Annotated in this window: 6 protein-coding genes; 2 read left to right on the forward strand and 4 right to left on the reverse strand. The window is 73.8% G+C overall.

The genetic code is table 11. From position 1 onward, the window contains the following. Positions 1-156: 156 nt before the first annotated feature. Both ACN27D_RS03710 and ACN27D_RS03715 read right to left on the reverse strand, forming a co-directional pair. Positions 157-2,835 (reverse strand): hypothetical protein, encoded by a 2,679-nt coding sequence (locus ACN27D_RS03710; RefSeq protein WP_421498541.1) that lies wholly within the window; start codon positions 2,833-2,835, stop codon positions 157-159. Between the two features lie 115 nt (positions 2,836-2,950). After that, positions 2,951-3,736, reverse strand: coding sequence for an SGNH/GDSL hydrolase family protein (locus ACN27D_RS03715; RefSeq protein WP_121686176.1), 786 nt, complete (start codon positions 3,734-3,736; stop codon positions 2,951-2,953). Positions 3,737-3,930: 194 nt separating this feature from the next. On the opposite strand from ACN27D_RS03715, the gene ACN27D_RS03720 reads away from it, so the two are divergent. Continuing rightward, positions 3,931-5,466, forward strand: a complete 1,536-nt coding sequence (locus ACN27D_RS03720) for a M1 family metallopeptidase (protein ID WP_421498542.1) — start codon at positions 3,931-3,933, stop codon at positions 5,464-5,466. 53 nt (positions 5,467-5,519) lie between these two features. On the opposite strand, the gene ACN27D_RS03725 is transcribed toward ACN27D_RS03720, so the two are convergent. Together ACN27D_RS03725 and gltB are read right to left on the reverse strand one after the other, a co-directional pair. Next, a complete protein-coding gene (locus ACN27D_RS03725; protein ID WP_421498543.1) occupies positions 5,520-7,025 on the reverse strand; it encodes a glutamate synthase subunit beta in 1,506 nt (501 codons plus the stop codon). Beyond that, positions 7,018-11,685, reverse strand: a complete 4,668-nt coding sequence (gene gltB / locus ACN27D_RS03730) for a glutamate synthase large subunit (RefSeq protein WP_421498544.1) — start codon at positions 11,683-11,685, stop codon at positions 7,018-7,020. Before gltB ends, ACN27D_RS03725 begins: the two co-directional genes overlap by 8 nt. A gap of 145 nt (positions 11,686-11,830) precedes the next feature. Here gltB and ACN27D_RS03735 point away from each other — a divergent pair, with 145 nt between their 5' ends. Beyond that, a complete protein-coding gene (locus tag ACN27D_RS03735; protein WP_421498545.1) occupies positions 11,831-12,673 on the forward strand; it encodes a GNAT family N-acetyltransferase in 843 nt (280 codons plus the stop codon). The last annotated feature ends 103 nt before the right edge of the window (positions 12,674-12,776 follow it).

The raw sequence follows: 12,776 nt of genomic DNA on the forward strand, positions 1-12,776 counted from the left end.
ACGAGAGCCCCGCCCGGCGCGTGCCGGGCGGGGCTCCACGGTGCCGGCCGCCTTCGCGGCTACGGTCCGAGCGGCGCGAGAAATGATCCTTGCCTGCCAGGCTGCCTGGCACGGCGACCTCGAACTCCAACCATGATCACGAATGGCGGCTGCGCACTAGCGTGGGGCGACGCGGCAGCCGGGGTCGGGGCCGGTGTCGGCCACGCCGCAGTGGAACACCTCGACCGGGGCGGCGTCCACGTCGGGCACCTTCGCCACGGTGAGCAGCGCCAACCGCTTCGCCACCGGCTCGCCGGAGTCCGGGGCGTACCGGATGAGGCCGCTGACCCCCGGGTAGCCGCCGGCGGCGTTCTGCCGCAGCACCTCGGCGTGCACCCCGACCGGATTGACCGAGCGGGGCTCCCAGCGACGGCCGGTCTCGGCGTGGCGCAGCCGGGCGGCGAGGCTCTCCAGCGCGCGTACCGTCATCATGGTGGCGTCGTATGCCAGGCTGACCCGCTCGCCGACCGGTGGGCCGGTCCCGGCGCGGCATCGGGGCGGGTCGAGCAGGCCGTCCGCGCCGATCCAGGTGAGGAAGCTGCCCCGGGCGTCGTCGCGCCCGGCCTGCGCGGCCCGCAGCGACGCACAGGTGGCCAGGGCGGCCTTGGACACGTACGTGACCGGCAGGTTGCCCGGCGCGCTGGCGCGCAGCCCCGGGTTGGCCATGTAGCGGTTCACCGAGTCGTCGGCGACCAGGTGCCGGGGCGGGTTCGCGCCGCACTCCTTGAGCGCGCGCATGAACCCGTCGAACTCCGACCAGCGGCCGGCGAAGAAGAGCATCCCCGGGTAGCCGCACTCCTGGGTGAGCCGCCGCCCGCTGCGCCACTCGTCGAGCCGGGTGAGCCGGTCGCCGAAGCGTTCCCGCAGGCCGTCGACGAGGGTGGCGACGTACAGGTCGTCGGCGAGCGAGCTGCCCTCGCCGGTGGTCCAGTAGACGTGCGCCTCCCCCACCCGCAGCACCTGCCGGGCGTACGCCTCGACCATCCGGGCCTGGTCCCGGTTCGGCGCGGACATGGCCAGGTAGAGGCTGGAGTTGGCGTCCATCCGGTCGGCCGACAGCGTCGGGGCGAGCACCGGCAGGCCGACCCGGTTGAGTTCGCGCAGCGCCGCCGCTGTGCTGGTGCGGCTGTCCACCAGCCCGACCACGCCGAGCACTGTGGGGTCGTCGCGGGCCAGCCCCTCCAGCATCCGTACCGCGTCGTCGGCGTGCCGCATCTGCCGCCCGGCGTTCGCCACCACGATGTGCAGCAGCGCCGCGTCGTCCGCCGCCGCCGACTCCTGGAGCAGGGCGTACTGGGCGGTGGCCATGCCCTCCAACTCCTCCCGCTCGGAAACGTAGGACTCCTCGTCCGCGCGGGTCCGGTTGCCGGTGAGGCTGCCCAGGTAGACCAGCGTCAGGTAGGGACGGCGGTGCTCGCTGCGCCGCCACACCTCCTCGGCGGCCCGGTTCTGGGCGAAGATGCGCCGCTGCACGGCGCGCAGCCGGTCCTGCCCGGGTTCGCTGTTGAAGACCTGCCCGGCGGTGTCGCTGTAGCCGACGCACTCCCCGCCGACGAGCCGGACAGTGACCCGGTCGGTGGGCCAGGGGCGGCAGTCCGGCGCCCACCGCCCGTGCGCCCACACACCCAGCCCGGCGACGAGCGCCAGGGCCACCGCTGCGGGCAGGAACCGCCGTGCCCACCAGGGCGGGTCGGGCGCGACCAGGGCGGGCGGGACGCCTCCCACCGGGGCGTCGGCGTCCCGATCGTCCGCCTCCAGCAGCATCAGCCAGGCGCCGGGGCGGCGCAGCCGGCGGTTCTCCGGCAGCGCCTCGGCCCACTCCTCGTACGCCTCCTCGGCCTGGTCCAGCGGCCGGGCCGCGGCCGGTTCCGGCGGCGGGTCGGCGGCGACCGCGACGACGAGCAGCGGGTCGTTGCGGCCGGTCTCGTTGCGCACCTCGTCGACGAGCCGGACCAGCGTGTGCCCGACGTTGTCCGGCCGCGCGCCGTCGAGCACCAGCACCGGATAGGCGGTGCGGCGCCAGTCCCCGGGCCGCCAGAACCGCCGCCGGTACGCCAGGCGCAGGTCCTCCAGGAACGCGTGCAGCAGCAGCTTCTCCACCTGGGCCGGGTGTTCGCCGTCGCGCCAGCCGGCGGTGAGCCGCTCGGCGAAGCCGAGGAACGTCACCGACTGCCGGGGCGCCAGGTACTGCTGGCGCATGAACCAGCGGTACTGCCGTCCGACGAGCGGCACCCGGCCGGAGACGGCGATCCGGAACACGACGCCGGGCACGGCCCGCCACAGCAGCCAGAGCAGCAGGTGCAGCGCGGCGCCGAGGCCGGAGTCGCCGCCGACCTGAGGATCGTCACCGGTCCGCCGTCCCCGCCAGTCCCGCAGCCGGCGGACCAGCGCGGCCCGGCCGCCGTCGGCGGCGTCCAGGTCCACGGCGAGCGTCTGGTGCATCAGCCAGTCGGCCAGCGGGTAGTGCCGGAACCGCAGCCGGGGCGCGCCGAACGCCTCCACGGAGAGTTGCCGGTGCAGTTCGCGCAGCACGGCCGCGACGTCGTCGCCGGTCGGCCGGCCGGTCAGGTCCAGCACGACGTGCGGTACCCGCCGCCCGGCCCGGCGCGCCGCGAAACGCCGTAGCAGGGCCGCGATCGCGCCGTCCCCGGTGGGCCGGACCAGCCAGAGCAGCGGGAGCCGGCGGTCACCGCGGCGTGGACGCCGCAGCAGCCGGGCCAGCAGGGTGAGCAGTTCCGGGCCACCCGCCGGGAGTTGCTCGCGGACCGGCCGCGGCCGGGTCGCCGGTTCACGCATGGTCACCTCCGGGCCACATGCGGTGTCGCACCATTGTCGACGTTCGATGCAACCCGGCGCGGCGGGGCCCCGCTCGACGGACGGGTGTCGAGCGGGGCCCCTCCTCGCGTACGGATCAGCCGATCGCGGCGGTCAGCGCGGCCAGGTAGCCGTAGCGGTAGCCGCTGGCGTTCGGGTGGTACGCCTCGATGACGCCGCTGACGTCGCGGATCCACGGGTCGGCGGCGCACACGCCGTGCCCGGCGAAGAACGGCCGCGCGTCGACGAAGGTGCCCCCGGCGGCGGTGGCCCGGCCGGCGATGACGCCGTTGAGCGTGTCGGCGGCCTGGTTGAGGATGGTGCGCTTGTAGCTGCTCATGGCGAGCAGTCCGCAGGAGCCTGTCTCGAACAGCCGCGGGTAGCCGAGCACCACCAGCCGGGCGTTCGGGGCCCGGTTGCGGATCGCGGTGTACGTGGCGTCGAGCCGGCCCGGCAGCGTCGCGGTGGCGAACGCCTTGGACTCGTTGACCGCGCTCTCGCAGCTCGACGTGCTGCCAAAGCGGCAACTGGTCATCACGTCGGCGAAACCGGCGTCGTTGCCGCCGATGGTGATGGTGACCAGCGTGGTGCTGCTGCTGAGCTGGCCGACCTGGTTGTTCAGCACGTCGGCGGTGACCGCGCCGCCGCAGGCCGGGAACTTGAAGCTGGTGACCGAATGGGCCGCGGCCCAGAGCGGGGCGTACGACTTCTGGCTGCGCAGGCAGGTGGACAGGTCGTACGGCGCGGCGCCGACCCCGGAGGAGTAGGAGTCGCCGAGGGCGACGTAGTTGACTGTGGCGGCCCGGGCGGCGCCGGGCAGGAGCACGGCGCCGAGGACGGCCGCCAGGACGGCGGCGAACGCGGTACGGACGCGACGGGACATGACAGAGCCTCCACGGGGCAGGGGTGGTGGAGCCCGTTGACCGCGCGCGTGGCCGAGGGATCGGTGCTGTTACTGGTCGGTAATGCTATCGAAACATTCGCAAGAATTGAATAGCCGAGATCGGCCGGGGACAGATATGTTCACATGTGTCGATTAGCTTGACGGTGACGACACCCGACGGAGGGAGTCCCACCGTGCGACGCGCACTCACGGCGGCCATCGCCGCCCTGACCCTCACCGCGGCCGGCACCACAGTGACCGGCGCGCCCGCCCAGGCCGTCCCCGGCGGATGGGGCCGGCCGCAACCCGCCGCGGCCACCCCGACGCCGGGCAGCCCAGGGCTGGGCGACAGCTACTTCCCCGACTACGGCAACGGCGGCTACGACGTCGGCCACTACGACATCCGGCTGCGCTACGAGCCGGCCACGGACCGGCTCAGCGGCACCACCACGATCCTCGCCACCGCCACCAAGGACCTGTCCCGGTTCAACCTGGACTTTGCACTCGACGTCGAGTCGGTGCGGGTCAACGGGTGGGTCGCCGGCTTCACCCGGGCCGGCGACCACGAGCTGGTGATCACCCCGGCCCGGCCGCCGACCACGGGGCAGCAGCTCACCGTCGTGGTGAAGTACGCCGGCGTGCCGTCCCAGACCACCGTCTACGGCTACACCGCGTGGACGCGTACCGCAGACGGGGCGCTCGCCGTCAACGAGCCCGAGTCGGCCTGGTGGTGGTACCCGAGCAACGACCACCCGAAGGACAAGGCCACCTGGGACGTCTCGGTGTCCGTGCCCACCGGTGTCGAGGTGATCAGCAACGGCGTGCAGCCGCGCGACCCGCTGCCCGAGGCCGGCAACCGCACCCGATGGAGCTGGCGCAGCGTCAAGCCCGGCGCCACCTACCAGGCGTTCCTGGCCATCGGTCAGTACGACATCGTCACCGACACCGCGCCGAACGGGCAGCCGGTGGTGAACGCGTACAGCACCACGCTGGGCGAGCGCCTGCCGGCCGCGCGGGCCAGCATCGAACGCACCGCCGAGATCGTCGACTGGGAGAGCGGGCTGTTCGGCCCGTACCCGTTCGAGGCGCAGGGCGGCGTGGCCGGGCCGGTCGACGGCATCGGCTTCGCACTGGAGACGCAGACCCGCCCGGTGTACGGCCCCGGCTTCTGGCGGCGCGGCGCCAACACGTACGTGGTGGTGCACGAGAACGCCCACCAGTGGTTCGGCGACTCGGTGTCGGTGGCCGACTGGCGGCACATCTGGCTCAACGAGGGCTTCGCCTCGTACGCCGAGTGGCTCTGGTCGGAGGAGCAGGGCGAGGGCACCGCGCAGGAGCTGTTCGACTTCACCTACGACAGCTATCCGGCCGACTCCGAGTTCTGGCAGGTGCGCCCCGGCGATCCGGGCCCGAGCGGGATCTTCGACGACGCCGTCTACGACCGGGGCGCGATGGCGCTGCACCAGATCCGGCTCGCCGTCGGCGACGCGGCGTTCTTCCGCATCCTGCGCACCTGGACGGCCAAGCGGCAGTACGGCACCGGCACCGTCGGGCAGTTCCAGGCGCTCGCCGAGCGGATCTCCGGGCGGGATCTCGACGCGGTGTTCACCACCTGGCTGTTCACGCCCGGCCGGCCCGACGTGGCCACCGCCGCGCGGACGACCGCCGCACCGGCGCAGCCCGCCTCGTGGGCGAAGATCCGGGCAGCGCACGACCTGCTCGGCCGCTGAACGGCGCCGGCCGGGCCACTCCCTACGACGGGGGCGGCCCGGCCGGTGCGGGATCAGCGCGCGGCGAGCGGCTGGCGGGCCGGGTCGACCGGGGCGGGCAGCTCGCCCACCCCGCCCAGGTACGCGTGGATCGCCGCCGCGGCGGCGCGTCCCTCGGCGATCGCCCAGACGATCAGCGAGGCGCCCCGGTGCATGTCGCCGGCGACGAAGACGCCGTCGGCGGCCTGCCAGTCCGGGGCTGAGTCGACAGCGCCGCGGGCGTTGCGGGTCACCCCGAACTGGGCCAGCAGCGGCTGTTCCTCGGTGCCCTCGAAGCCGATGGCGAGCAGCACCAGGTCGGCCGGGATCTCCCGCTCGGAGCCGGGCAGCGGGGTGACGATGCGGCGGCCGTCCACCTTCTCCACAGTCACCTCGGCGATCCGGACCGCGCGTACCTGGCCGGTGCCGTCGTCCACGAACTCCTGCACGGCGACGGCGAACACGCGCTCGCCGCCCTCCTCGTGCGCCGGGTAGCTGCGCAGCAGCCACGGCCAGGTCGGCCACGGGTCGCGGGTCGCGTCGCGCTCCGTGGGCGGCTGCGGGTAGAGGTCGAGCTGGTGTACGCCGGCCGCGCCCTGCCGGTGCGCCACACCGAGGCAGTCCGCCGCGGTGTCGCCACCACCGATGATCACCACGTGCTTGCCGGCGGCGTCGATCGGCGTACCGTCGGGCAGCGTCGCGAGCGCGGGCCGCCCGTTCCCGGCGGCGGCCACGACCCGGTTCGCGGCCACCAGGTGCGCCATCGCCTGGTGCACGCCGCGCAGCGCCCGGCCGGGCGTCTCCGGGGTGTCCCGGCCCTGCAACGCGCCGCAGGCCAGCAGCACCGCGTCGTGCTCGGCGCGCAGCCGCTCGGCGGTCACGTCGACGCCGACCTCGACGCCGGTCCGGAAGCGCACGCCCTCGGCGGTGAGCTGGGCCAGCCGCTTGTCGATGTGCTGCTTCTCCAGCTTGAAGTCGGGGATGCCGTAGCGGAGCAGGCCGCCGATCGCGTCGTCGCGCTCGTACACGGTGACCGTGTGACCGGCGCGCGCGAGCTGCTGCGCGGCGGCCAGCCCGGCCGGGCCGGAGCCGACCACCGCGACCGACCGGCCGGTCGGGGCGGAGGCGGGCCGGGGCCGCAGGCCGTCGCGGGCCACCGCCGCGTCGGCGATCTCCACCTCGACCTGCTTGATGGTGACCGGCTGCTGGCCGCCGAGGCCGAGCACGCAGGCCGCCTCGCACGGCGCCGGACAGAGCCGCCCGGTGAACTCGGGGAAGTTGTTCGTGGCGTGCAGCGACTCCACAGCGGCGTCCCAGTTGCCGGTGCGGACCAGGTCGTTCCAGTCCGGGATGCGGTTGCCCAGCGGGCAGCCGTCGTGGCAGAACGGGATGCCGCAGTCCATGCACCGGGTGGCCTGCTCGCGGATCAGCTCCTCGCCGGCCGGCGGGTACACCTCGCGCCAGTCGGAGATGCGCACCGGCACCGGACGGCGGGCCGGCAGCCGCCGGTCGTAGCGCAGGAAACCGTTCGGGTCAGGCACGAGCCACCTCCTGGGCGACCGCCCGGGGCGCGGGCGGTACCGGCGCGGCCGACGGCACGCTGAGCGCGCTCATCACCGCGTCGTCGACGTCTCGGCCGGCGGCTTCGGCGGCCCGCATGATCTCCATGACCCGGCGGTAGTCCCGGGGCACCACCGCGGTGAACTCCTCCACCGCCTGCGGCCAGCGCTTGAGCAGATCCTCGGCGACCGCCGAGTCCGTCTCGGCGAAGTGCCGCTGGACCAGCTCGTGCAGCCGGTCGCGCTCCTCGTCGCGCAGCGGCGACAGGTCGACCAGCTCGGCGTTGACCAGCCGCCGGTCGAGCCGGTGCACGAACGCGGTGCCACCGGACATGCCGGCGGCGAAGTTGCGCCCGGTCGGCCCGAGCACCACGACGGTGCCGCCGGTCATGTACTCGCAACCGTGGTCGCCGAGGCCCTCGACCACCGCCACCGCGCCGGAGTTGCGGACCGCGAACCGCTCCCCCACCCGGCCGCGCAGGAACACCTCGCCGCCGGTGGCGCCGTACAGGATGGTGTTGCCGGCGATGATCTGGTCCTCGGCGCGACCGCCCGGCGCGGCGTCCACGCCGACGAACGGCGCGTCGGCGTCCGGCCGGACCACGATCCGGCCGCCGGACAGTCCCTTGCCGACGTAGTCGTTGGCGTCGCCGTACAGGCGCAGCGTGACCCCGCGCGGCAGGAACGCGCCGAACGACTGACCGGCGGTGCCGCGCAGCCGGAACTCGATCGTGTCGTCGGGCAGGCCGGCGCCGCCGAAGCGGCGGGTCACCTCGCCGCCGAGCATCGCGCCGACGCTGCGGTGCTCGTTGCGGACCTCGACCTCTACCCGGACCGGGGTACGGTCGCGCAACGCCGGCCCGGCCAGCTCGATGAGCCGGTTGTCCAGCGCCGCGTCGAGGCCGTGGTCCTGGGCGCGTACGCCCCGGCGGGCCGCGCCCGCGGGCAGCTCGGGCAGGTGCAGCACGCGGCTCAGGTCGAGCCCGTGGCCCTTCCAGTGGTCGATCGCGCCGGCCACGTCGAGCAGCTCGGTGTGGCCGATCGCCTCGTCGATGCTGCGGAAGCCCAGCTCGGCCAGGTAGCCGCGGACCTCCTCGGCGAGGAAGAGGAAGAAGTTCTCCACGAACTCCGGCTTGCCGGTGAAGCGCTCGCGCAGCACCGGGTTCTGGGTGGCGATGCCGACCGGACAGGTGTCCAGGTGGCACACCCGCATCATCACGCAGCCCTCGACGATCAGCGGCGCGGTGGCGAAGCCGAACTCCTCGGCGCCGAGCAGCGCCGCGATCAGCACGTCCCGGCCGGTCTTGAGCTGGCCGTCGACCTGCACGGTGACCCGGTCGCGCAGCTTGTTGAGCAGCAGCGTCTGCTGCGCCTCGGCCAGGCCCAGCTCCCACGGGGTGCCGGCGTGCTTGAGCGAGTTGAGCGGGGACGCGCCGGTGCCGCCGTCGTGCCCGGAGATCAGGATGACGTCGGCCTTGAGCTTGGCCACGCCCGCCGCGACGGTGCCCACGCCCACCTCGCTGACCAGCTTGACGTGCACCCGGGCGGCCGGGTTGACGCACTTGAGGTCGTGGACGAGCTGGGCCAGGTCCTCGATGGAGTAGATGTCGTGGTGCGGTGGCGGGGAGATCAGGCCGACGCCGGGGGTGGCGTGCCGGGTCCGGGCGATCCACGGCCAGACCTTGTTGCCTGGTAGCTGCCCGCCCTCGCCGGGCTTCGCGCCCTGCGCCATCTTGATCTGGAGGTCGTCGGCGTTGACGAGATATTCGCTGGTCACACCGAACCGGCCGCTGGCGATCTGCTTGACCGCGGAGCGCCGGGCCGGGTCGTGCAGCCGCTCGACGTCCTCGCCGCCCTCGCCGGTGTTGGACTTGCCGCCGAGCCGGTTCATCGCGATGGCCAGCGTCTCGTGCGCCTCCGCCGAGATCGACCCGTACGACATGGCGCCGGTGGCGAAGCGCTTGACGATCTCACCGGCCGGCTCGACCTCGTCCAGCGGCACCGCCGGGCGTACGCCGGTGCGCAGCGTGAACAGCCCGCGCAGCGAGCCCGCCTGTGCGGCCAGCTCGTCGACCTTGGCGGTGTACTGCCGGAACACGTCGTACTGGCGGCTGCGGGTGGCGTGCTGGAGCAGGAAGACCGTCTCCGGGTTGAACAGGTGCAGTTCGCCCTCGCGGCGCCACTGGTACTCGCCGCCGACCTCCAGCCGGTCGGTGGCCTGCGCGCCCGGTGCCGGCCAGGCCCGCGCGTGCCGGGCCGCCACCTCGGCGTGGATCTCGTTCAGGCCGATGCCGCCGATGGTGCTCGGGGTGCCCCGGAAGTACCTGTGGACCAGGCGGGTGTCCAGGCCGACCGCCTCGAAGACCTGCGCGCCGCAGTACGACGACACGGTCGAGATGCCCATCTTGGACATGATCTTCAGGACGCCCTTGCCGAGCGCCTTGACGTAGTTGCGGACGGCCTTGACCCGGTCCACGCCGGCCAGCACGCCGGTGGAGATCATGTCCTCCACCGACTCGAAGGCCAGGTACGGGTTGACCGCCGCCGCGCCGTACCCGATCAGCACCGCCGCGTGGTGCACCTCGCGGCAGTCGCCGGACTCGACGACCAGCGCCACCTGGGTACGGGTCTGCTCGCGGACCAGGTGCTGGTGCACCGCGGCGGTGAGCAGCAGCGACGGGATCGGGGCCAGGTCGGCGTTGGAGTCCCGGTCGGAGAGCACCAGGATGCGCACGCCGTCCTCGATCGCCTCGGAGACGTGCCGGCAGATCTCGGTCAGCCGGGCCTTGATGCCGGCGCCGCCGTCGCGGATCCGGTACAGGCCGGAGACCCGGACCGCCTTGAAACCGGGCAGGTCGCCGTCCTCGTCGATGGACAGGATCTTGGCCAGCTCGTCGTTGTCGATCACCGGGTACGGCAGCACGATCTGCCGGCAGCTCGCCGGGCCGGGGTCGAGCAGGTTGCCCTCCGGCCCGATCGTGGACGCCAGGCTGGTCACCAGCTCCTCCCGGATGGCGTCCAGCGGCGGGTTGGTGACCTGCGCGAAGAGCTGATGGAAGTAGTCGTAGAGCAGCCGCGGCCGGGTGGACAGCGGCGCGATCGGGGTGTCGGTGCCCATCGAGCCGATCGGCTCCGCGCCGCTGCGGGCCATCGGGCCGAGCAGGATCTTCAGCTCCTCCTCGGTGTAGCCGAACGTCTGCTGGCGGCGGCGTACCGAGTCGTGGGTGTAGACGGTGTGCTCGCGCGGCGGCAGGTCGTCCAGCTCGATCAGGCCGGCGTGCAGCCACTCCTGGTACGGCTGCTCGGCGGCCAGCTCGGTCTTGATCTCGTCGTCGGAGACGATCCGGCCGTTGACGGTGTCGACGAGGAACATCTTGCCCGGCTGGAGGCGGCCCTTGGCGACCACGGTGGCCGGGTCGAGGTCGAGCACGCCCGCCTCGCTACCGAGCACCACCAGGCCGTCGGCGGTGTGCCACCAGCGGCCCGGCCGCAGGCCGTTGCGGTCCAGCACCGCGCCGACGATCTCGCCGTCGGTGAACGCGACCGACGCCGGGCCGTCCCACGGCTCCATCAGGCTGGCGTGGAAGCGGTAGAACGCGCGCTTGTCGGCGCGCATGTCCGGGTCGTTCTCCCACGCCTCGGGGATCATCATGAGCACCGCGTGCGGCAGGCTCCGCCCGGCCAGGTGCAGCAGTTCGAGCACCTCGTCGAAGTTGGCCGAGTCGGACGCCGCGGGTGTGCACACCGGGAAGACCCGGCGGATGTTGCCCGGAATGCTCGGGCTCCGGAGCAAGGCCTCGCGGGCCTGCATCCAGTTCCGGTTGCCGCGGATCGTGTTGATCTCGCCGTTGTGCGCGATGAACCGGTACGGGTGCGCCAGCGGCCAGGACGGGAACGTGTTCGTGGAGAAGCGCGAGTGCACCAGCGCGACGGCGCTCACCACCCGCTCGTCGGTCAGCTCCGGGTAGAACGCGGGGAGCTGGTCCGGGGTGAGCATGCCCTTCCACACCATCGTGCGGCCGGACAGCGACGGGAAGTACGCCGGCACGCCCCGCTCGGCGGTCTCCCGCTCGACCTGCTTGCGCAGGCAGAACGACACCCGGTCCAGGTCGAGCCCGGTCAGCGGGGAGCCGGCCGGGCCGTCCGGCGAGCCGGTCAGCCGGTGCGCGGCCACGAACAGCTGCCGGACCCGGGGCATCGCCGCGAGCGCGGTCTCACCCAGGCCGGACGGGTCGGTCGGCACCTCCCGCCAGCCGAGCACGTCGGCGCCCTCGACCAACGCGTACTTGTCGACCACCTGGCGGGCACGGGCCTCGGCCGCGTCGTCGTCGGGCAGGAACACCAGGCCGGTGGCGTACTGGCCGGCCGGGGGCAGCGGGAAGTCGACGGTGGCGCGCAGGAACGCGTCCGGCACCTGGATCATGATGCCGGCGCCGTCCCCGGTGTTGTGCTCCGCGCCCCGGGCGCCCCGGTGGTCCAGCCGGCACAGCGCCCCGAGGCCGTTCGCGACGACCTGGTGCGAGCGCCGCCCGTGCAGGTCGGCCACGAAGGCCACACCGCAGGCGTCGTGCTCGTACGCGGGGTCGTAGAGCCCGGTCGCGGGTGGGGCCGACTGCGGGCTGTGAGGGTACGGAAAGGCCACCGGGCCTCCTGTCGTCACTCAGGATGGATCATGATGGGGACGACGTCGGCCCTCTGCGGTTTATTGAGTCTACGTTAGGGCTTCCGGCGCAAGGCCAGTTCAGATTGATCACACTTCCAGATGCTGGGACGTGTAGTCTCGCGCGGTGGATCTCGCACGCGCTGACGTACTCGACCGGTTGGAGCGGTTCTACGACGCGGTGCCCCGCGACGGGGCCCGGACCGAGGAGTACGGCGCCCTGGTGCTGTTCGTCCGGGACGGCGCCGGATGGCCGTTCTACGCCCGGCCCCGGCTCGGCGCCGACGAGGCGCCCACGCTCGCCGACGTCACAGCCGTCCGCGCCCGGCAGCGGGAACTGGGCCTGCCGGAGGCGTTCGAGTGGGTGCACGAGCACCAGCCGGACCTGCTCGCGGTGACCCGCTCGGCCGGGCTCAGCGTGCTGGAGGCGCCGCTGATGCTGCTGGAACCCCAGCGGCTGCCCGACCCGGGGACGTTCAGCGACGTACCGGTGCGGGTGCTGGACCCCGCCGAACCCGGCTTCGCGGCGGACATCGCGCTGCGGCGGGCCGTCGCGGCGGTCGGCTTCGCCAACGGCGGCACCGCGCGCGGCGACGCCGGACCGGCCGAGCGGGACGCCGCTCTCGCCCAGCTGGACGTGGCCGCGCTGGAGGAGGAGGCGACCCGGGTCGCCGAGGGGCGGCGCATCTCGGTGCTCGCCGGAACGCCCGGCGAGGGCGCGCTCGCCAGCGGGATGGCGATGCGGGTCGACGACGTGGCGGAGATCGCCGGCGTGGCCACGCTGCCGTCCGCCCGGCAGCGCGGGCTGGGCGCGGCGGTGACCGCCACGCTCGCGCGGGAGCTGCGCGCCGCCGGCACCGACCTGATCTTCCTGAGCGCCGGCAGCGAGGACATCGCCCGCGTCTACCTGCGGGTCGGGTTCCGCCGGGTGGGCACCGCCTGCATCGCCGAGCCCGCCGCCGTCATCTGACCACCGACCCGGCTGTCAGGTCGGGCCGGGCCGGGCCGGTCGCCCGGGGACCGCGCCGGCTGAGGGCCGGGCCGCCGGGAAGCCGTGCCGCCCGAGGGACGGC

Source organism: Micromonospora sp. WMMD1274, from assembly GCF_049179035.1.
GTDB lineage: Bacteria > Actinomycetota > Actinomycetes > Mycobacteriales > Micromonosporaceae > Micromonospora > Micromonospora tulbaghiae.